This window comes from Sphingobacterium sp. 40-24 (assembly GCF_001899705.1).
Taxonomy (GTDB): Bacteria; Bacteroidota; Bacteroidia; order Sphingobacteriales; family Sphingobacteriaceae; genus Sphingobacterium; species Sphingobacterium multivorum.
The window spans coordinates 1-22,704 of the sequence record NZ_MKWH01000034.1; the positions used below are offsets into that span (position 1 = coordinate 1).

A 22,704-nucleotide genomic window follows, 5' to 3' on the forward strand; every position below is an offset into this window, starting at 1 on the left:
CATAACTCTAATCTATTTTACAGTTGTTAATTTATCGCAACTGTCAGATTAAGTCTTGACTACTTCATCTAAAGGTTAGATAGCCCCTTCTTAATACAATTTTATACTTCTTGCAGCCCAGTCAAATAAAGTAAGCAGCATGCGTATTCAAATATTCAACTTTTAAACAAATCTTTCATTTTGTTAAAGTCCTGCTTAGGTTTTTTACAGCGATAGATCGTTTGCAGCACCCAATCTTCGCTACTTGCATCGGGACTATATAATTTTCGCACAGGAACAACTTTTTCGAAAAAAGAACAAAAGAAATCGTCACTGGTATCGTTATAACAAATGGCAATCGCCGTTTGGGGCATACGGCCTGTCGGTGCCCAGTTATAGAAGCTACCGTGATAACAAAAGGCGTTCGGAAGCCCATATGTACTCTTCATCAGTTCGACTGCACCCTCCTGCGAGTAATGTTTGCCCCAAATAAGACAACTTGCTTTTTCATTCGGGGGTAAACTGTCGTATACTGAGCGTAATTCATGCATACCCGTTTCCCATTTTTGCAGGTCCAAGTTGTTTTACAATTGTGCCAAAGCGTTTTTTACGCGCTCACGGTTTGGTTTAGATACTGGTATTTTCTCACGGTTTGCCAATAGTAAAGTCCCGCCGTCTTCCTTAAGCCAACTTTGGATATAAAAAGGGTTTATAAGGTGACTTTGGTGTGTTCGAATAAAGTTGTGTGGAATTAGTATTTCGCTGTATTCTCTTAAAGGTTTTGAAGAAATTATTTTCTCTTCATTTAGTAAGTGAAAAACGGTATATGTATCGTCTGCTTCACAACGTATAATATCGCTAATGAGTAAGTATCGAGTTTCGTTTTGAAAAGCAAGAGCTATCTTCTGAGGCACCCTCTGTTTCGATGTCAACTGCTGAATCAGAAATTCTACCCCGGGATTCTGCACTATTGTACTTACTTTTTTGCAAGCCTTTTCAACGGCCAATTTGAGCTCGTCTATATCAATGGGTTTTAGAAGATAATCTAATGCCGCATGTTTTATGGCTTGTATACCATATTGGTTGTATGCTGTAACAAAAATCACCTGAAAGTCTATTGTTTCAAAATCCTTAAGCAGGTCAAAACCTGTCTGACTCCCCATTTCTATATCAAGAAATACCAAATTGGGTCTATTATTTTTAATTAAGCTCGCTGCTTCAGTAATCGTATTTGCAATTGCCACAACTTCAACATCGGGGCAATACTTAGCCAATAGCGCCTTTAAATTTTTGGTATTTGAAATTTCATCGTCCACTAAAATAGCACGTATCATAATAACCAGTTTTTAAAAATTAAAGATACGCATGTCCCCGTACTTTTAGATTCTGTATCTATGAAAATATTTGTCTCTGGATGCAATTCATTCCAAAGCTGTATACGCTCATTCGTTAACTTGACTCCTAACCCGAATGGTGTATGTGCTATATCATACCCTCGACCATTATCCAATATAGTTATTATCATATCACTCTCCCTCCTCTCAAAATATAAGCTAACCTTTCCACGTTCCTTCAATTCTGATATCCCATGTTTTATAGCATTTTCAACCAATGGTTGTAGGAGCATTGTTGGTATTTCGATGTTATTAGGATCAAGATCGTTAACATCAATCGCATATTCAAAACCAAATCGTAGCTGTTCCATCTGAAGATAATCGGTTAAAAGATTGCGCTCATCCGTGAGTGTATTTACCGATTCACTATCCAGCACATTTCGGGTGAGACGGGCAAATTTGCTTAAATACCTATTTGCATTGTCCACATCATTGTTATTTATAAAACTCTGAATGCTAGCGAGCGAATTGAAAAGAAAATGAGGATTGAGTTGCGCCTGAATCGAGATCAGTTTAGTTTCCGATATTTTTTTATTTAAACTCTCTTCTCGGATTTTTTTTCTATTTCTTCTACGCAGTACATAAATTAGAAGAAAGCTTATAATGCTAAAGATAATAATTAATGATAGAGACCACATGATCATATCTTGCATAGAGAAAGTTCTATCAATTTGTATTTTGACATTTTGTCTAAAACTAGACGATTCCATCTCTTTCTCCGTCATATTCTCTAATTGTGGTCGAATAATGATTTCATATTCTCCAGAATTTTTGAAATTCTCCCGACCTATTGAAATATTCGGTTGCTCTATTCCATCTACAGTGTAAAAACTGTAATTCCAAGAATTACTTTTAAATACAATGTTGCCAGTTTCCTTTTCTTTTAACAATAACGAGTAAATGGAACTGTAATCATTTTTTCTAACTGCAACCTTCAGACCTGTAACATCATTGTCCAAGATAATTTTCGACGCATCTGTTTTCATTTCAACCGCAGATCTATTTGATCTATCAATTAGCTCCCTTCCAAGAAAGATAATATCAGTTTTTGGGATCGCTGTGTTATATATAATCACGCTTCCCTGTTCTGAAGGATTTTTTTCGTTATATAAGGTTACAGAAATGGTCTTATTTCGGATCTCCGTTATTGGCAATTCTGCTATATAACCAAATAACCCATGTTTGTTAAAGGTCAGGTCCTCTAAGCGTCCGGATAACAACGTATTTTTTAAATCATCGACAACAGCAAAGCGATAGTTCTTTATGCCTGAAAGTAGTTTAGTACGAATTTTGAATTGTACCCTATTTCCATTATTGATATAAGTCAGCGCTTGGTTGCTTATGTTGGGAAACCTGTTTGCATAGCTCCTAATTTTACTCAGGCTATCGAAGGAGGCACCGATGCTTATTCCTGCAATATCTATACTCCCTAAATAATATTCTACCTTTTTGTCTATTGAATACTGTTCGCCCTTGCTGCTAACCTGAGCAACAAGGGGTATCCAAAAGAATATAGCGATTAGTAAAAACGTGTTTTTTTTCATGATTGTCGTTTATACTTACAAAACTCTATAATTATTAATTTTAAAAAAATGCAAAAACAGTATTACTCTCCGCTCACTTGGTAAACTATACGCCAGAATCAGGATTTAATCATTTGAGCGCTCATCACAATTACGCTCTTATATCGAAAGGTATAAACACAAAGTCGACATAGCCGGACTCTATCTTATTGTATCCGACCGCATTCGCTTTCGAGAGTCGATTTGCGATTACGTTGATCCTTAGTCGCGCCATAAATGAACCTATTAGTTGAAGCTCAGACGTACCTGTCTTGATTCGTAGTAGCCATAACTTGACGAAAGCAATCCTGCTAGATTTTGCGAGTATTTAACTCGGTTACCTTTATATCCGGAGCGCCTATGCTGTTCTGGACATAATCATAAAGACCTCCCCTCCATAAGAAGAATTTTCCAATCAATAAGAGCTTCGGTAAAGAAGTCATTTAGGTTACAATAAGATCTGATTTTTTCACTTGGGTTACCGAGATATCACGGAGATAAGCGCCTTATACAAGTAATAAAAATAGGTATAAAAGCTTAAATATTCAAAGCGGGGAAACTACTCAGTATCAAATTGAAGGATCCCCTTCCCCTCGCGAATTGATTTATAAATACTATCCCGCAGTTTTGGATCTATGTTTTTTTGTTTAATGTATTTTAAAAAACCTGTAATGGTGTCATTATGATGATATATTCTTTCAGCACTACTCTTTTTCAATAATAATCTGTGATTACCAAGCAGATCCATTTCAGTTAATTCAATAGTTGAATGTATAGGTATTGGATCAGATAAGGTCACCTTGAAAGTTGGAACCTTTGATTTTAATAATACCCGATCCACCGTTCCTATTTTTTGATCGTTGAAATAAATATCATTGGGCATGGATGCTATTGTCTTTTCTTCTCTGAATTCCAGAAAATACTGTTTTTCCCTATCGAAATTACACCCCATCAAAAGTACGACCTCAATTAGTATTATTTTTACAGGTGAATATCTCATAATGCGTCTATAAATTATCAGGGATTAAATCTCAAATACTTAAGATTCATTAAAGTCCCCATTTTTAAATTCACCCAATCTTCTGCTTTCGTATGTCAAATACAATTTGACAGCTAATCTTTTCTGTGGCAGCTGGCTTAGGAGTGCCATCGGGGCACCTCCTTTTCATGTTATTGCTCCATACGATTGGTCGGTTACTGCGATGCAGTAACAGGACTGTGTTTACGATCAAACATAACCGGTTTTTCACTACCGTCCAACAGAATTCCTATACCTTGAATCTGACCGTCCACATCGCTAAAGAAGTTAAAGAGAAGATTACTTGGTTCAGGATCTGCTACACCATTTTTATCGACAGACCTTGGGTCAAAAACATCATAATGTCGGTGGATAAGGACAACCTTCTCATAACCGAGTTCACTGTATAGCTTGTTATCCTTAAGCCTTACCTCAATAATTCCATATGCAGGATTCTCAAAAGAACCAGTGTACTGTTTTAAGGAATGGGAAGGTTTCGTCGCTGGAATGGGCAACTTTTCTTCTTCTTTTTTAACATGACGCAGCGAATCGATTTCAGCCTTTTTTTCACCATTCCAATCGATTGGTTCCAAGCCAAAAAGGATATCCGCTATAGAATTTCTGACCACCGTAGGGACCTTAGACACGTTTTGATTGGTTAATACGACAATTCCGAGTGTATCTGTTGGAAAAAATGCCACATTCGCAGAAAATCCGTTAATATTTCCACCATGTTCGACTTGATAATGTCCTCTATAGGAGCCAATCATCCAGCCTAATCCATAATTGGAAAGGAAAACATCTTTGTGTTTGTCCGGTAAAGCGGCATCCATCACCATTTGGGAGCTCGCAGCCTCATTTATATAATTTGCAGGAAGTATTTCTTTCCCATTGAAATAACCTTGGTTGAGCCAAACCTTGAGCCAATTAGACATCTCACTAGCACTGCTATTTATACTTCCTGCTGGCCCCATACCACTAATATTATAATAATCAATCAGTTTTATCGTGTTATCTTTGGAAAGTGTATAGGGCAAAGAAGCATCGCTGTCCCGTTGAAATGCTAAGAGATCGGTATTAGAACGAGTCATTTCTAGGGGAGTAAAAAACTTTTCCTGTATATTTTGTTCCCATGTCTTACCGCTCAATCGCTCCACAATCATTCCTTGAGCAAGGTACATAAAGTTATTATAGAACCATTTCATGCGCAGGCCTGAACTGGGTTTCATAAATCTGACCCGTGAAATCAGACTATCTCTATTTTTACTATTGAACAGAAACCAAGATAAATCATAGCGGGACAAGCCTGTCCTATGCGCCATTAGGTCTTTAACCACGATTTGATTATCCATCTCATCATTGTAAAACCGTAACGCAGGCAGTAAAGATACCGCTCTGTCCTCAAATGTCAGTTTGCCATCCGCTCTCAACAAACCTAACAATGAAGCGGTAAAAGCTTTGGAGCTCGAACCGATTGCAAAAAGCGTATTCGGTGTAACAGGTTTTTTATTCGCGAAATCACGATAGCCAAATCCCTTATTATAAATTATTTTATCGCCTTTTACAACAGCAACGGCAAAACCCGCCACATGATGATCTTTTAAAACTTGGCCGAGAACAGAATCAATTGCTTTAAATTGATCTTTCTGCCCACCTACTTTCCCAACCTGAGAAAATAGTGAAAAAGAAAACCAGGAACAAAAAATAAAGGTTAAAAGGAATTTCATATCAAATTGGAATATATACGAAAATACTTATTCAACATGATTCCCGCAAACTACTGTAGACATTGCCTTTAATTTTTTTATTCCTGGTTGTTCTTAGGAGGTTGCTGAATTTTACGATAATAACTGGTCTATCAATCCGTAAAATCTCCTAAATTATTCTTTCGTATAATTCGACTTTCCGTTTACATCCACCTGCTTACCTAAATACTTTGGTTTTCTATTTCTCATTACATCCAAAACCGCTTTCGTTACCGATAGTTTTTCTCTAAATGCATAATATTTATATCCAGGGTAAACTCCTCGATCGGCACTATAACCGAATGATTTTATACCTAATTTATCACCCAGATAAACACATCTATTTAGATGATATTTTTGAGATACCAAAATTGCCGTATCAACATTAAATATATATTTTGCCCGGTACATGGTCGAGTAGCTATCGAACCCAGCATAGTCAATGTAAATTTTAGCGGTATCGATGCCATTTTTCTGACAGTACAACTTCATTACGCTAAGCTCATCGTACTCGTCTCTTCCGTTGTCTCCCGACAACAATATTTTATCCACTTTGTGGTTTTTGTACAACGAAATCCCAGCATCGAGTCTATCTTTCAAATACCTACTTGGCTGATCACCATTGATGCCAGCGCCAAAAATGATGGCTACCTTGGTTCTTGGCACATCCTTAAGTTCAGTGAAAATCACCGAATCTGTTTTAGCCGTTACATTGCTATTGGTTATCACCACAACAACCAGGGCTACTACGCATAGAACCACAACCACTAAAACGAACCTTTTAATCTTTTTCATTAGCTTGATTTGTTCATGATAAACTTATCATTTTAAACACAAATTTAATAGTACAACCAATTGAAAATCGAACCAATTATAATTCGCTGCAGATAAATTATCATTCGTAGGCACTTACAGTCTTTTCGGTATATTTCATTTGGCTATTAATGCTCTAGAATTTAAACATAACCAACATCGCTTTATGATCGGTTGGCCACACGCCTTCGGGCAGCAGGAAGTTATCTTCACTATCTTTTTCCTGCTTCTGTCCATACTTTACGGTTTCTACAGGACCGACAATGTTAGCTTTTACTGGTTTCAACGGTTTTTTGCTGCGGTAATAAACATAATCGATCCGATCTCGATCATCCGCTGTGGGTGCCCATGCCAATTTCCCAATGGGAACATCCTTGTTAAAAGCAGGATAGGTAAAACCAGGATGACTGACCGGGTTGGGATATAATTGACGGAAACTATCTATAAATCCGGCTTTTTCTAATAAAACCGAACAGTCCCAAGGAACCACTGCCCCACGATGGTCGAAAAGATCTCTTGTAGCCAATGTCCAATCCAAATGTGAAGGCTCATTAAAATCACCTGCAATAATAAACGATTGTGATTGATCCTCTTTTTCTACGTCGCTCAGGATATCTTGGATAGCTTCATCACGTTTGCTTTTCCGATTAGCCTCAATAATGGTACCTACATCTGAAACAGGACGATCTAACTTCTCCCAGGTCAAACCATCGTAACCACGCGGCAAGTAGCATGCGTAATTTGTGTAGTCCAAGTGTAAAGAATAGCATACAAAAGAACGCTTTCCAATCTTGATCTTACTTTTTAAAACACCGCCCATGGTACTATCTTTTTCATAAAGCGCATGCTGTGATTCAATCGGATATTTGGAAATAAAACCGACATCCAGTTTTGCATCACTGGACTGGCCAAAATAGATTGCCCCTTTAGATTTGAGTTCCGTTAGTATACGCTGAATAAAATCTGTTCCCTTGTAATTGCGGACTTCACTAAAGAGAACGACATCTGCATGCTTGGCAATAATTTCGTCTGCTATCGCAGGAAACCCATTGGGCACAACAGTCCCCTCCTGCCAAATGTTGATCTGCAGTACTTTTACCTCATTTTTTGCCTGAGCGAAGAGTGTATGCCCCAAAAGGGCTATCACTAAAAGCAATATAATCTTTCTTAATTTCATTGGAGTTGTCTATTTCTACTGGAAAGTATTACCGCAACGTTCTTGCCGAGAACGGTTTCTACCATTATCATATAAGCGAGTTTCTTACTTATTTCTGTAATAACCAAATAATTTTATCCACATTATCAACTCCAACACATTGTCGTTGACTTGCTTCATCAACTTTTTCTCGATTTGTATCGAATTCAGCAGTAGGATACATCCAACGCAACGGCATTTTTGTATTTGTAACATTTTGATCAGCTTCAATTGAATAGCATCATATTTATCAGCATTCCACAATTTATTAAATAGCGAATTATTTAATACCTTAGCCACACAAAGTTTTAGCACAACCGGTTTATGAACATAAAAATCAAGTATCATGAGTTTGAAACAAACGTTTTATAAAGTACGAAGTTCTAAAACAGTTCAGGGAATTCTAATCGCCAACATTTTTGCATTTCTAATTATTGGTATGCAATCTTCATTGCTGCCCAAGGATGCAGGGGTACTTGTTTTTTCTGAGTTTGTGATTATTCCACTGTTGATGGGTATTATCATGGCTTGGTGTTGGAAAGATACTGACATGAGAGGTAAACAAATAACCGCATGTTCTATCTTGGGTGGCCTTATGGCTATCTTACTCAGCTTTATATTCCTAGGTGAGGGCATTATTTGCCTCTTAATTGTTTCACCTCTTATCTTTGGCTTTGTTATCGCAGGTGCCTTTATTGGAAGGTCAATGTTTAAAAAGAGTAATCAAAAATTGAATATAAGCATTGTTAGCCTCTTACTTGGAATTTTTATTGTCGACTCCCTGACTGATCACCATCATGAAAATATGGTCTCCGATGAGATCTTAATTCATGCGAGTCCAACGCAAGTATGGCAACACGTGGTCGCCTTCGATCCCATATCTCAGAAGGAAAACTATTGGCTTTTTAGTATAGGAATGCCGAGCCCCATGGCTACAACGGTAAGTGAACATAAACTGGGCGCAAACCGAAAATGTATTTTTAGCAACGGGTATGTTTTCGATGAGAAGATTGTAAAATTTGACGTCAATGAAAACTTAATTTTTGATATCATTGATCAACCCAAAGACCCTGAAATCATGGGACATATCGATATCAAAAGAGGTCAATTTATATTGAAAGACAATGGAAATGGTACCACTACCCTTATTGGGAACAGTTGGTATAATCTCCATGTTTTCCCGACTTGGTACTATGACCTTTGGGCAGAAAGTATCACTCGGAATGTCCATTTCCGAGTCATGGAGCATATTAAACTTTTAAGCGAGCGATAATCTATGTTTTCTTTTGTGGTAAAAAGAGTTGGCTTTTTAAAGGATATCCCCTTATTAGCCATTCTATTTGATAGTCTCATGAGATTTTGGATGTTCATTGCCAAGCCTGAACTGCTAAATTGGATCGATGACCTGGAAGAAAATGTAAAAGGAATGCCCGGGACGACGATTGGGATACATAAATATGGTGGGACTGCGTTCAATTATTTAGGAAAGGAATTTGCACATGTCCATAGCAATGGTTTAATGGACATTCTATTAAATAAAGAGCTAAAAAAATCATTAATGATGGAGGGAAAAATTAAGGACCACCATGTGTTTAAAAATTCAGGCTGGATCAGTTTTTATCTTCACAATAAGCAAGATGTTGCCTATGCCTGTTATCTCTTGAAAAAGGCTTATGACCGTGCTAGATAAAAACAGCATTATATACATTCTGTTAGACAGGCTTTGTCTTCATAAAATATTCATTCACTGCAATAATTAGCTATCGGCTCTTTATTTTGGCTATCTATGTACTCATTATTAAGACACCATCTAGGTATAAAAAAGGAAGGTCTTTATCTTTTAGATTTAATATCTTTGCTGTATGAATATTGAACAGATCAAACAACCTTTTCTCAAAAAATTCCCTGGAGATTTTTCCAATAATCCTACACAGCGAGGCACGCCAAAAGTGCTATTTGCTACGATTGAACCTGCAGGGTTTGACCAGCCTCAACGGATTGCTTTTAACGAAGCTCTTGCTGAGGAAATAGGGCTGGGTAAATTTGAAGAAAAGGATCTTAACTTTCTGGTAGGCTCTCACCTACCCGACAATATTCAGACCTACGCTACAGCTTATGCCGGACATCAATTTGGTAATTGGGCCGGGCAACTGGGCGACGGCAGGGCCATTCTGGCGGGAGAAATTACCAATGCTGCTGGTAAGAAGACCGAAATACAATGGAAAGGAGCCGGTGCAACACCCTATTCAAGGCGTGCAGACGGAAGAGCCGTATTACGGTCTTCTGTACGTGAATACCTAATGAGTGAAGCCATGCATCACTTAGGCATACCTACCACCAGGGCTTTAAGCCTAGCCTTTACAGGAGAAGATGTTCTTCGCGATATCATGTATAACGGCAATCCACAATACGAAAAAGGAGCCGTAGTGATCAGAACCGCCGAAAGCTTCCTTCGCTTTGGACATTTTGAACTGATGTTTGCTCAGGGTGAACATACGTTATTACAGGATCTGCTTGATTTTACAATTGAAAATTACTTCCCTGAAATTGTTTCATCCGATCAGCAGAAATACAAAGATTTTTTTGAGAATATATGTATCCGCACAGCAGACTTAATGGTAGAATGGTTCAGAGTAGGTTTTGTACATGGGGTAATGAATACAGACAACATGTCCATCTTAGGCCTAACGATCGATTATGGTCCCTATTCAATGCTGGATGAATATAATTTAAATTTCACCCCGAATACAACGGATCTACCGGGAAGAAGATATGCATTTGGAAAGCAGGCACAGATTGCCCAATGGAATCTATGGAAACTCGCAAATACCCTCCAGCCCATCATCAACGATGAAAAGTTTCTTGAAAACACCCTAAATAATTTTGGCGTTTATTTTTGGGAAACTCATGACAAAATGCTCTGCAAAAAATTCGGATTTGATGAACTAAAAGAAGAGGATGAGGTATTTTTTAATAACTGGCAGAGCTTAATGCAGGACCTCGCATTGGATCATACCTTATTCTTCAATCAACTGGAGAAAACAACACCAGAAACTGATTTACAGGAACATTTCAGCCCGGTAGCTTACAGCGCTTTAAATGAAGAAAAGCTCAGCAGACTGAAAGACTTCATGGAAAACTATCGATCCCGTCTGAATTCAAATGCTATTTCAAAAGCTGAGTCCGTGGAATTAATGAAAAAAACAAACCCCAAATTTATATTGCGGAACTATCTTCTTTACCAATGTATTGAAGAAATTAGTGCCGGAAAAACAGCCCTGTTAATGAAACTAACACAGGCATTAGAAAATCCTTACCAGGAATTATTTCCGGAATTTTCCGTCAAGCGTCCTTCAAGCTATGACGACACCGCAGGATGTTCTACACTTTCATGCAGTTCGTAGTATGAAATGCCCCGTTCGTTAAACATTCAGGGTGGGTTTAAAAGCTAAAGTTTAGGATTTGTAGATTTTCTAAAAATAATCATACACAATAGCCAGCCAACAAATAAACCTACCAAGAGATAAGACTCCAGGTGCATATCCTGAAAACGAACACTAGGTATATCACTATCCGAAGCAAACTCGGCCCTTTTTAATAGGTCACGTATCTGAGCAACTTTAAATTTTAAATAAATCACGCGTATTCCACAAAATATAGATCCTGACGTACAGATCAATAGTATAGTAAACAATTGATTTCTTACCGAAGATATTTTACAATAATTTTTGACTGACAGATACAGAAAAGGAAGAATCCCAAAAGAGAAAATAAAAATCAGTGCTGGCAAAACCTGACCGGGTAGGCGCCAACTATTATTAAGCAAAGGGCTTTCACCTATTATTTCGGTGGTAAAAAACACCAAAAACCGATCTCTAATAAAAAAGGCAATTAGACACAATACGATTGACAGTCCAATAGCAATGCTGTATTCCTTCATCATTTTCTTTTTCGCAAAGTTTTTTATAGGTTATCGACTTAAACCATTTTCGATATTGCTTTTACATCGTACAATTTGTTTTTTCATTAGCTTAAGTTCCTTTATCTTAGTGTCTATCTGTTGCAATTTAAGATCAAGCACTTCCATTTTACTTGCCTGAGTCAGCTCTTTTTGATACCATGCATCAATAACCTGTTTAATTTCAGCTAAGGTAAAGCCTACAGCTTTCGCCATCTTTATGAACCTCAGTTTTTCGGTTACTTCATCGTCATAATACACGTACTTGTTGGAAGTTACATCCTTTTTTGTCATGCCAGAAATGAGTCCGCTCTTTTCATAAAAGCGTATAGTTCCAATAGGCATGTTCGCTTCCTTCGCTAGTTGACTAATTAATTTCACTTGATAATCAATAGTTTAAAAAAATAATAAAAGTATATAGTATACTTCATACTTGTGGGTTGTAAAAATACAGTTTAAATTTGTCTATTGAAAATCAATGGTAACTATCAATTATCTTTTATCATGAAAATAGGATATTCCGACAAAGAACTTATTAAACTTGTACCCGGCTTCACAAACAATTTTATTGTAATAAATGGCCTATCAATCCATTATGTTCAAGGGGGCAAAGGAGACCCCATAATTCTTATTCCGGGTTATCCAGAAACATGGTGGGCTTACCATCATGTCATGCCAATATTAGCAGAAGACAACCAAGTATTTGTTGTTGAAATTAGAGGGATGGGTAGCTCGGATAAACCGGAAAATGGTTACGATAAAAAGAACATGGCCAAGGATATCTACGAATTAGTCAAGCATTTAGGCTTCGACAGCGTTTGTATTGCAGGTCATGATATCGGTGCACATGTCGCTTTTAGTTTTGCTTGTAATTATCCACAAGCAACAAGCAAATTGATACTGCTGGATACACCACATCCAGACCCAAGCATGTATCAGCTTCCGATGTTACCTATTTTAGGGAGCAGTTATTTATATCCCTGGTGGCTAGCTTTCAACCAAGTCAGAGAATTGCCAGAAAAGTTGCTTGAGGGACGCATGTCAATCGTCATCTCTTGGTTATTCGACAACCTGCTGATTAATAAAGATAGCATAAGCCAATTTGATATATCGGTGTATAGTAAAGCGTATGACAACCAGGATGCCATTCGTAGTTCCAATGCATGGTATCAGGCCTTTCCACAAGATATTAAAGATTACGGGAGCTATGATAAATTAGAAATGCCAGTCCTAGCGATTGGTGCGAGTGGTTATGACCTATTCCATCATTCTTTACCGGAAATCACCTGTAATCTAACACTTAAAAAAATTGAAAACTGTGGCCATTTTATTCTTGCCGAAAAACCTATCGAAACTGCCGAATTGATCAAAGGGTTTTTATTGACGATCTAATTTCAGACGAAATCAACTTGTAATCAACCAGCAACGATTGTGTTGGCTATCCGCGTAGGATTTTCAGCTTTGAGGATAGTACTGTCCTAGTTTCAAAATAAAAACTTAAAAGCTATAATCTACCCCAAAACTGATATAACCAGGCAAAAGCTTATATTCGGTGCTGGTATTATAAAGGTCTGTCAATTCAGCATTTCTGAAAAAGCGAGTATTGAAAATATTTTTTGCTGTCATGGTAAATCTTGTCCTATGCTGCCGCAATTCATAAGCTAAGGAGAAATCCGAGAAATAATAGGTCTTGGAATCCTGGCCAAGGAAACTACCAAAGCGATAGGATTCATTCTTTAGATTACACTGTATGTTTTTTCCCATATTCAAAAATACATTCAGAAACCCGCGACTATTATGTAGTGTAGTTTTGCTATCTGAGCGATAAGTGACCGACTGCAGGGCGTAACCTGTGTAAATATTCAACCTGGATTTCCATGCACTTCTAAACGATAGTCCATAATCGTATGTCTCTGTATGGATGCGACGATTGCCCACGTCCACCACCAATGTTTCGTAATCTGCTGTATTTGCACCTAAGTCCAAACGAAAATTTCCTCCTACAGCCTTCAGGTAGTAATTAAGATCCGCCTTATAATTGCTGCTCTTTTTGTTTTTGAGCAATACCTGTTGCACAAGGCTAAAATTGGGGTCTAAACTGCTTTCTGTACCCACATAATCAAACAAAATCTGATGTCCGACCGAGAGGTTCGCAAAAAAACGATCTGTCATACTGCCATAGGTATACATCAGCGTGCCACCAGAACTGCTTAGCGTGGCTAGCTTATCCATTCCTCGAATAAAGTTTCGAACCCCTGTCGTATAATAATGGGGAATGAGCTCGGTAAGCGAGGTATTCTGTTGCTGAAAATAGAGGTCGGTTTCCAGGCGCCCTTTTGGGTGGATAACCCATTTCCCCGATAATCCAGGCGAAAGCAAGAGGTTATTTTTAGGCATGGTTTTCCCAAAATCTGTTAACCTATTCTGTACGAGACCTACCTGCAAACGAGGTGTTAATTCCCATTTATTTCGTTTAAAAGTGTACTTGGAAGTAAAGTTTGTCTGGAATACGTTTAAGTCCATCGCATTAGAAAATCCCGAGGGAGAGACTGCTTTTCCCCCTAACTCATCTGGATTTGACAGCAAATCTAATTCGGTATTAAGCTGTTGCTGCTGATAGGCCATATTGAAAGCCAACTCAAAGAAGTCACCATTTTTTTTCCGGCTTACATAATGCGTAGTGGCACCCAAATACTGTAGATTATTTTCAATATGTTGTTTTACCGCACGGATATCTTCCCCCCCAAACAAGTCTTTATAATAATATTGATCGATACTGTAATCTACTGGCGATTGCTGGTTTATCCAACGTAGTGAGCTGACCAGTACATCCCGCTCCGAAAATTTGTAGCTATAACTCAGATTGTGGTTGGTCAAATACCCTTTGCTTTTGGTCAGTTCCTCACTTTGTACACCATTGAACAATAATGCGCCCAAATCATTTTTCCTCAAAGAACCTAGTGTACCTGAATAGCTCAACAATGTACGCTTATTGGGCTCCAACTGCAGCTCCAGTTTCGTGAAGTAGTTATCGATGTTTCTGGTAAACTGATAATCTTCGGTGTTGGTAAATTGGATATCCTCCAAATGATAGTTCTGCACGGTATTTCGGTAAAATGATTTTTTAGTAGGATTTGCAAAACCCAGACATTTGATTTTTAACTGTGGGGTCGGATTTAAAATGGTATTCAATGACAACAACTTGTCGTTATTGAAATTGGTTCTTTTATAATCAAAACCAGGCAGATTTGGTGTATTATCTATCAAAGTGGGTGTTGTTACCCCCACACCAATCTGACCTGGTTCATCTGGAGAACCAGACTGAATGAGGTGGTTGATGCTGCTTACGGCATCCACTCCGTTATTGTTAGCAGCACCCAAGAGATAATATTTGTTCTTCTTCCCAAAATTCATCAGGTTAGCACTCGCCTGATAATATTTGGGGCCTATGGGAACCAACTGCGCATCAACAGAGCCAAGCCACTGTGCCCTACTTTCCTCCTTAAGTTGCAGATTTAGTGCAATCTTGTCCGAATTTTCGATACCTTTCAGCTGCTTATTATTGGAATACCGCTGCAATATCTGAATTTTTTCCAAGGGACGAACAGACATGCTTTGCGTCAGCAAGCGGTAGCCCTTTTCGAAAAAATCATCCCCTTCCACCATCACTTTTTCCACTTCTTTATTACCTATTTTGATACTGCCGTCGGTACCCACCTGAATACCTGGGATCTTTCGAAGTAGATCTTCTACCGTACGCTCGTCGCCCTGCAAAAAGGATTTCACAGCAAGCTCAATGGTATCTCTGCCCCGACGATAAGCCCCTTTGGAGTGGACAATCACTTCCTGCAATTGTTCCACTCCCCCAGCTGATAACTGCACATCAATTAGCGTATCGACCTGCATTGGTGTGATGGAAAGGGAAACAGACTTAAAGCTCAGCGCCTTGAATAGCAACGTAAATGATCCACTTTGGGCCGTTTGCACATGATATTTCCCCTGACCGTCGCTAAACGTATAAGCCAGCATTTTGTTATCGCCATCACGCCGTAAATCAATACGCACCCCTCCTAAAGGTTTTCCTTCAGTACTGACGCTTCCATGGATAGCAACTTGTCCATATACGGCCATACACAACAGACAAAAGCTGAGTAAGACCGCTATCCGCTTATTGATGTTCCCATTCATACACTTGCTCTACACTGCCCCTAACTTTTTGCTTCTCAACGCTTACGCCTTCCATCATTGGCATTTTGCTGTACATAATGCGCATTTGCTCTTCATTGAATTGGTCGTCTTTCTTGACAAACTCTTCCAGGCTCAATTTGGGTAAAGACTGAATATATTTATCATTTACGGGAATATCGCCAGTATAGGGATAATTTACCTCCTTCAAGTACCAATAGTTCGGATTAGCACTTTCGTTATAGAGCATCACGATAAGGCCTGGCAAGCCGCCAAATTTCGATGGTCCAACAGGCACGGGAATATCATTCGTATAATAAGCTACCAACGTAGTTCCTCGATAAGAGGCCGTTGCCTTATGGCATACATGTTTGCCCAATGTATCCACATCGGTGTAATCCGTATTCCAGACCAGCGCCGGAAATTTGTCCGTCACCAAATAGTTAACACCTTGAATGGAACGGGTTTCTAACTGTTGGTCAGTCTTATTTTGATGGATCACGACCCTGTTATACCTCTTGCCAGAACCGATTGTTATCGAAAATGAAGATGCTACTTCTTCATCGTCGGCATCTTTGTTAAGCTCTTGCTTACGAATTGGCATCGAATCACGAACAGCAATCTTCACTGTTCCATCATAATAGACCGCTTCTTTAAAAGTAGCCATTGCCGATGGAATGTATTCATATACGGCATGAAGCCGCTGTGCAGAAGATAATCTGGAAAGGAACAGAAATAAAAAGAATATATAATATTTACACATGATAATTTAGTTTAGAAAGACGGGGTCAAAGCCCCGCTTTTGTTTTTTGTGATAATGAATAAAAAGTTAGTTGTTTGCAACCCAGTCATGCATTGCAGCAAAAAAACCCGCACAACCGCCAGCTGAAGAAGCATAATCTGTATAGACTGCGCTGCCTAGCAAAACGCCGTCGCTGCTATATATGCTTACCTTAAAATTACAGCGTACAAAGGCTGCATTCGTTTCCGTGGTTTCCTCGGTTACCCGGAGCGTATTGTTGGCCAGGCGCTGGGAAGTTGTTTTCACAGATGCATTTCCATTGACCGGTGTTGTCGCTGTCTTAGCCGAAGCAACAGATGATAGCATAACCACTGCTACCAAACTCATCATTAATCTTTTCATTGTTTTTAAATTTACTTGTTAAACCATGGTATGATTTGATGGCATACCCTTGTATATGACGGTAAAAATAAAGACACATTTAATTATTTAAATGATGATTAAATATCTGTAAATGGTCACTTAGAATTCGTAGCTGATCCGTTACTATTCGCAATGGGCTTGTTCACTGAATAACTAAAATTATGGGGCAAATCGCTATGAGATAAAAACGCACAAAGCCTTACTGTAAAGTAGCCTACCTCTGAAAAAAAATCGATAGAAACAACACATGAAAGATTCCGAAAAACCAAGATGTTCACACAAAAAAACCTCTGTTATATCATATTTATATTAAATTACAGTAAACTATAACTAAAAACAGCATTTAATAGCAGCTTTATAAAGCTTCAAAATTTTAAGACGTTTTTACCTACATAAAATCTCTAATATTTTTCTTTATTTCACTTTTAAAATTTATATTTTAAAAAAAAAGCAAACGAAATGTTATCCACAGAATATTATTTTAACAAATATTTTCTGCAACTCAGTGTATTTGCATTTCCATGGGTTGGTTCCGAAGAAATTGCAAAAGACATCGTGCAGGACGCATTTATCGTTCTAATGGGTAGACAGGACTTACTGCAAAAGGGAGAGCCCGTCATTAAGAGCTTCCTTTATAGCGCTGTAAAAAATATAGCAATGAATATCAAACGGAGAAATGTGATATTTGATCGTGTACGGAGCCAATTTAACCTTGACCAGCCGGATGACAATGATATCCTGGATAATTTAATAAACGCAGAACTGATTGGAGCTCTACATCGGGAACTCAATGAATTGCCCGAAGGTTGTCAACGAATCTGCCGTTTAATCTATCTGGACGGAATGAAGTATGACGAGGTCGCACAGGAACTCAATGTTTCAGTAAACACGGTTAAAACACAACGGATGCGTGCGATAAACCTGCTTAAAAGAAAATTTCTAAGCCTACTTCTTACATTTTTTACACTCTAACAATCAACACCTTACAACTAAACCTCCACTTATTTCCATAAACGGATCACCCATTTCAACCGTTCAAGTTATTTAGCTTCTGAATTATGATAGAAACCGACAAAATACTATTAGCAGAACTGATTGCTCTTCTTTTGAAGGATGGTGAGTTACCATCCGACAAAGAAAACCAATTAAAAAATCTCTTACAAAAATATCCAAGCGCAAGGGATAGCTTATCTCGTCGGTTATCACAGACCGACATATATGTTCCTTTTGATCTTCGCACTACTGATGTAAAACAAGAATGGCTCATCACACAGCGTAAATTTACGACGAAGGAAACAATTTTACAATCAAGAAAGAAATATCTCTTCTTAAATAAACCATGGTACAAGGCTATTGGGATTGCTGCCGCCCTATTACTTGTCCTAACGCTGTTATGGCAAAGACAACAGCAAGAAAAACCTATAAACTATTTAATTCCGGACAAGATATACGGACATAAAAATGATGTTCTTCCAGGAGGAGCAGGTGCAGTTTTAAAAATTGAGGGCAAAGAAGAAATACGATTAACCGAAAAAAAGGCAATCCAATATTTTGCGCAAGGTATCGAATTAAAAGAAGGACGGCTTATATACCCCGCTAGCTTAGCAGAAAACCTAAAAAATACTTTAATAGTTCCTAAACGATCTACCATGGTATTAACCCTTAGCGATGGGACTAAAGTGTGGGTAAATGCTGCCTCTGAGCTCAGCTATAAAGCAAATTTTGATAAAAAAGAGCGAAGAGTGACACTAAAAGGTGAAGCCTATTTTGAAGTTGCAAAAGATGCACATAGGCCCTTTATTGTTGAAACAAATCATATCAATATACAGGCGATCGGAACAGCTTTCAATGTAAATTCCTATCATGCAAATACGAGAGTATCATTGACAGAAGGAAAACTTAAAGTTAGCAACGATGAAAACGAAATCTATATGAATGCTGGCAGCGAAACGGAAATTGTCGATAAAAAGCTAAAGACTTTTCCATTAGCCAGTAAGGCTGAAGCCACAGCCTTCAAAGACGGATATTTCTATTTTAAAAATAAAGATATGCAACAGATACTTGATGAATTAAGCCGTTGGTACGGAATTCAGGTCGATTGTAAGATCCCATTAAATAATGAACGATATGAAGGTAGCATGAAAAGAGATGTAACGCTGGCGGAACTTTGTAATGTACTAAAAGATTTGACAGGTTATAAATTGACCATTGACAATGATAAACTAATTGTAAACAGATAAACTAATTATAAACAGATAAACTTATTGAGGAGGACTTTGTATGTAAAAAAGCGAAAAACCTAAATTAAGATGATAAAAATGCAGAAGTACGGCAAATACTCCTGCATCAAAATTGAATTAACACTGATCATAAACCATTAATTCTATACCAATTTATGAATAATTTATTTTATTCAAAAGGGACCTTATGTCCCGTTGACAAAGGGAAAACTCTGAACCATTTATTAAAAATGAAACTGACAGGAATCTTATTGGCGACATCCATGATGGGCGCCTACGCTTCAAGCTCCGCTCAGATAACTTTACATGCCCAAAATACCAAGATTGAGACTGTCCTGGAAAGCATTACCAAACAGACTGGTATACATTTTATCTTTAAAGAAGGATTACTAAAAAACGAAAAAGCAACGGTTGAAATCACAGATGTATCACTCGATAAGGCTTTAGATAAAATTTTCAAAAGCACCGCTTTCTATTACATGTTACATCGTGGTACTGTTGTTATCAAGCGTAAAAATGAAGATATTTCTTTGCCAGAACAAAGTACGTCCGGCATATCCAATTTGCAGCAGCAAGTCATAAAAGGAAAAGTACATGATACCAAGGGAAATCTATTGTCTGCTGTAAGCATCCTGCTAAAAGGCTCCAATACAGGAACTTCGTCGAATACGAAAGGAGAGTTCCAACTGACACTCCCCGATGGCAAAAAAGGAACCCTGATTTTTAGTGCAGTCGGATTCAAACAGCTAGAAATCCCGATTAACAATAAATCGGAGCTAAATGTTATTATGGATGCAGATGAAGTGGGGCTTGATGAAGTGGTGGTCGTCGGCTTCTCCGAAGTAGACAAAAAGCACGTTGCATCTTCCGTATCACAAATGGATATGGAGAAAATAAAAAATCGTCCAATTTTTAAAATGCAGGATGCTTTTTCAGGAACGATCCCAGGAGTCACAATGATGCGCGGAAACAGTATGCCGGGAAGTGTTCCGGGTACCATCTCTATTCGCGGAATCAGTACCTTACAAAATGCAGATCCTTTGGTCATCGTAGACGGTATGGAACAGAGCATACATGATATTGACCCGAATCAAGTTAAAAGCATTACCGTCTTAAAAGATGCCGCATCCGCTTCCATGTATGGTTCCCGTGGCGCAAATGGCGTTATCATCATCGAAACAGAACGCGGACAGACAGGACAGTTTAAAGTCGTTACCAACAACTGGTTTGCAGTCAATAAACCCATTGATCTTCCAAAATTTGTCGGAGCCGTTGATTTTATGAAATTGCGGAACGAAACCTTAATCCAACAGGGACAATCTGCGATCTACCCCGAAGAAACAATAAACAAATATGCTTCCGGAGAATTAAAAGAAGTCAATTGGCTCGATCAAGTCATGGAACGAACGTCGACAGCAATGAATAATAACGCAAGTATATCTGGCGGTGGTGGGGTTGGTACTTTTAATTTAATGCTTGGCCATATAAAAGAAAATGGCCTCAATAAGATTGAAGGTACTCAAAAGTTTTCGGCACGTTTTAATACAAATATCAACATTGCCGACAAATTTGTATTAATGGCCGATTTCTATGCGCACCGTCTACAGGTAGATCGTCTTTTGGCAAACGATGATGGGCACGGCCTTTATAAACAGGCCTGGCGCCTGAACCCAACGCAACAAATTTTTTATGATTCTGACCTCCCCGAACACTATATCCTGCATAATAACATCAACCCAATTGCTTCAATAAAACACGGTGGTACAAAAAACAATATGTATGATCGTAGTACCATCAATTTACGTCCCAAATATAACATCAACAGCAATTTCAATATTGAGGGAAATGTCTCCTACATGATTAACAAATCGGCCAATAAACAAAAAAGGTTGACCTATAAGTTCTTTGATGAAAATGGTGCTCCGGCAGCAATTTGGGGAAATGATGTCAATGCCTCGCAAGGTGTTAGTGAAAGCCAGCTCACCGCTCGGATGCTGATTAACTTTAACAAAGAGCTCCGCCAGCACAAAGACAAGATCTATCTAACCGCAGGTTCAGAAGTCATGAATTACACCTTCACCGATTTTAGAGAAATCAGCAAAGCTTCTTTTTTCGGTAAATTAAATTATTCCTTTAACAACCGCTATATTTTAGAGTTGACTGGACGTTCAGACGGGAGTAGCAAGTTTGCCCCCGGTCATCGCTGGGGATTTTTTCCCTCGGGAGCTTTCGCCTGGAACTTACATAACGAACATTTTTTTAAACCTATTCTCGAATCGGGAACAGTTAATAACATTAAGATACGAGCTTCCTATGGACTTATCGGAAACGAAAATGTAGCGCCATACCTCTGGCAGGAATCTGTTAATACCTGGGGCTGGACAATACGTGTTCCCAATCCAAATTTCTCCTGGGAGAAACAGAAGCAATGGAACCTGGGCCTAGACGTCAATGCATTTAAAAATAGACTATCCTTTACGGCAGAGCTTTATCATAAAAATTCATACGATCTTATTTATGACCAATTTGCCGTGCCTCCGCTCACGGGATCAAATAGTCTGGAATCTGCGGTCAACATCGGTGCCGTGGAAAATAATGGTTGGGAGCTGTCAGCAAGCTGGTCCGACAAAAAGGACGATTTTTCGTATACGATTGGTGGAATGCTTTTTGATAACCGCAACCGAATGCTCAAGGCGGGCTACAATGAAAACGATAGATTGATCTTTAAAGGCGATAATAACCGAATCTGGTACAAAGGTGTCCCAATCAACAATTATTATGGCTTCCAGTCTGATGGCTATTTCCAAACGCAGGCGGAAGTTGACGCAACGCCCGCTAAAATGCCAAATTCAAAACCTGGTGATATCCGCTACGTGGATAAAAATCAGGATGGTATAATCAACGATGAGGACCGCAGCTATCTGGCAGACCCTCTTCCCCATTATAACTATGCTATAAATCTGGACTTTCGCTATAAAGGCTGGGATTTCTCAGCATTGGGTCAGGGGATCGGAAAGCGCACGGGCCGCTTGATCGGCCAAGAGGCCTATCCGGTGTATGTTGATGGAAACAGTAACGACCTCGGCGCACCACGTGTCGAATATGTAGCAAACCATTGGAGCCCCGAAAATCCGAATAGCCGTTTTCCACGTCTTTGGACGGGGCCAAGCCCCAATACCCTACTCAGTGATGTTTGGCTTAGCAATGCTGCCTTTTTCCGTATCAAGTCTCTTCAGCTTGGTTATACATTTCCTAAAATCGGCAAAAGCATCAAAAATTTTAGAATATATGTTAATGCGCAGGATGTATTCACGTTCACGAAATGGGAAGGTCTTGACCCCGAACGTATTGATGTCGATAGTCCTGGAACAAATGATGGGAACGGAAATTATCCACGTATGGCAACCTACAGTGTTGGACTGAGTGCGAGTATTTTTTAAAACTATGCTA

Annotated in this window: 18 protein-coding genes; 7 read left to right on the plus strand and 11 right to left on the minus strand. The window is 38.6% G+C overall.

Annotated elements, in window-relative coordinates:
* Window positions 1–155: 155 nt before the first annotated feature.
* From BGP15_RS11945 to BGP15_RS11975, 7 genes are all read right to left on the minus strand, one after another.
* Entirely contained in the window at window positions 156–530 is a 375-nt protein-coding gene (locus tag BGP15_RS11945) for a hypothetical protein (protein ID WP_286769638.1), read from the minus strand.
* Window positions 531–563: 33 nt separating this feature from the next.
* Entirely contained in the window at window positions 564–1,313 is a 750-nt protein-coding gene (locus BGP15_RS11950) for a LytR/AlgR family response regulator transcription factor (protein WP_286769639.1), read from the minus strand.
* Entirely contained in the window at window positions 1,310–2,917 is a 1,608-nt protein-coding gene (locus tag BGP15_RS11955; protein ID WP_286769640.1) for a sensor histidine kinase, read from the minus strand. Before BGP15_RS11955 ends, BGP15_RS11950 begins: the two co-directional genes overlap by 4 nt.
* A gap of 577 nt (window positions 2,918–3,494) precedes the next feature.
* Window positions 3,495–3,935: a hypothetical protein gene (locus BGP15_RS11960; protein ID WP_286754514.1), complete on the minus strand. Its 441-nt coding sequence runs from the start codon at window positions 3,933–3,935 to the stop codon at window positions 3,495–3,497.
* Between the two features lie 194 nt (window positions 3,936–4,129).
* Window positions 4,130–5,680: a serine hydrolase gene (locus BGP15_RS11965; RefSeq protein WP_286769641.1), complete on the minus strand. Its 1,551-nt coding sequence runs from the start codon at window positions 5,678–5,680 to the stop codon at window positions 4,130–4,132.
* 153 nt (window positions 5,681–5,833) lie between these two features.
* Window positions 5,834–6,493: a SanA/YdcF family protein gene (locus BGP15_RS11970; RefSeq protein ID WP_201303515.1), complete on the minus strand. Its 660-nt coding sequence runs from the start codon at window positions 6,491–6,493 to the stop codon at window positions 5,834–5,836.
* 154 nt (window positions 6,494–6,647) lie between these two features.
* The gene (locus BGP15_RS11975) at window positions 6,648–7,688 is read right to left on the minus strand and encodes an endonuclease/exonuclease/phosphatase family protein (protein WP_286769642.1); all 1,041 of its coding nucleotides are present in this window, start codon (window positions 7,686–7,688) and stop codon (window positions 6,648–6,650) included.
* A 364-nt stretch (window positions 7,689–8,052) separates the two neighbouring features.
* On the opposite strand from BGP15_RS11975, the gene BGP15_RS11980 reads away from it, so the two are divergent.
* From BGP15_RS11980 to BGP15_RS11990, 3 genes are all read left to right on the plus strand, one after another.
* Window positions 8,053–8,979, plus strand: coding sequence for an SRPBCC family protein (locus BGP15_RS11980; RefSeq protein WP_070568525.1), 927 nt, complete (start codon window positions 8,053–8,055; stop codon window positions 8,977–8,979).
* Window positions 8,980–9,057: 78 nt separating this feature from the next.
* Window positions 9,058–9,396, plus strand: coding sequence for a luciferase domain-containing protein (locus tag BGP15_RS11985; RefSeq protein WP_286769643.1), 339 nt, complete (start codon window positions 9,058–9,060; stop codon window positions 9,394–9,396).
* Window positions 9,397–9,568: 172 nt separating this feature from the next.
* Window positions 9,569–11,110 (plus strand): protein adenylyltransferase SelO, encoded by a 1,542-nt coding sequence (locus BGP15_RS11990; protein WP_286769644.1) that lies wholly within the window; start codon window positions 9,569–9,571, stop codon window positions 11,108–11,110.
* A 566-nt stretch (window positions 11,111–11,676) separates the two neighbouring features.
* On the opposite strand, the gene BGP15_RS11995 is transcribed toward BGP15_RS11990, so the two are convergent.
* A complete protein-coding gene (locus tag BGP15_RS11995; protein ID WP_070568534.1) occupies window positions 11,677–12,045 on the minus strand; it encodes a MerR family DNA-binding protein in 369 nt (122 codons plus the stop codon).
* A gap of 123 nt (window positions 12,046–12,168) precedes the next feature.
* Here BGP15_RS11995 and BGP15_RS12000 point away from each other — a divergent pair, with 123 nt between their 5' ends.
* Window positions 12,169–13,056 (plus strand): alpha/beta fold hydrolase, encoded by an 888-nt coding sequence (locus tag BGP15_RS12000; protein WP_286769645.1) that lies wholly within the window; start codon window positions 12,169–12,171, stop codon window positions 13,054–13,056.
* Between the two features lie 105 nt (window positions 13,057–13,161).
* Here BGP15_RS12000 and BGP15_RS12005 read toward each other — a convergent pair whose 3' ends face one another.
* The 3 genes from BGP15_RS12005 to BGP15_RS12015 all read right to left on the minus strand — a co-directional run bounded on the left by BGP15_RS12005 (window position 13,162) and on the right by BGP15_RS12015 (window position 16,993).
* Complete coding sequence (locus BGP15_RS12005; protein WP_286769646.1) at window positions 13,162–15,852, minus strand: peptidase associated/transthyretin-like domain-containing protein; 2,691 nt, start codon at window positions 15,850–15,852, stop codon at window positions 13,162–13,164.
* Window positions 15,833–16,612, minus strand: coding sequence for a GLPGLI family protein (locus tag BGP15_RS12010; protein WP_112374551.1), 780 nt, complete (start codon window positions 16,610–16,612; stop codon window positions 15,833–15,835). The genes BGP15_RS12005 and BGP15_RS12010 overlap by 20 nt, the downstream gene beginning before the upstream one ends.
* Window positions 16,613–16,678: 66 nt before the next feature.
* Window positions 16,679–16,993 (minus strand): hypothetical protein, encoded by a 315-nt coding sequence (locus tag BGP15_RS12015; protein WP_146753046.1) that lies wholly within the window; start codon window positions 16,991–16,993, stop codon window positions 16,679–16,681.
* A gap of 480 nt (window positions 16,994–17,473) precedes the next feature.
* Here BGP15_RS12015 and BGP15_RS12020 point away from each other — a divergent pair, with 480 nt between their 5' ends.
* From BGP15_RS12020 to BGP15_RS12030, 3 genes are all read left to right on the plus strand, one after another.
* Window positions 17,474–17,986 (plus strand): sigma-70 family RNA polymerase sigma factor, encoded by a 513-nt coding sequence (locus tag BGP15_RS12020; RefSeq protein WP_286769647.1) that lies wholly within the window; start codon window positions 17,474–17,476, stop codon window positions 17,984–17,986.
* 86 nt (window positions 17,987–18,072) lie between these two features.
* On the plus strand, window positions 18,073–19,254 hold the full coding sequence (locus BGP15_RS12025) for a FecR family protein (protein ID WP_286769648.1): 1,182 nt from the start codon (window positions 18,073–18,075) through the stop codon (window positions 19,252–19,254).
* 230 nt (window positions 19,255–19,484) lie between these two features.
* Window positions 19,485–22,694, plus strand: coding sequence for a SusC/RagA family TonB-linked outer membrane protein (locus tag BGP15_RS12030; protein ID WP_286769649.1), 3,210 nt, complete (start codon window positions 19,485–19,487; stop codon window positions 22,692–22,694).
* The last annotated feature ends 10 nt before the right edge of the window (window positions 22,695–22,704 follow it).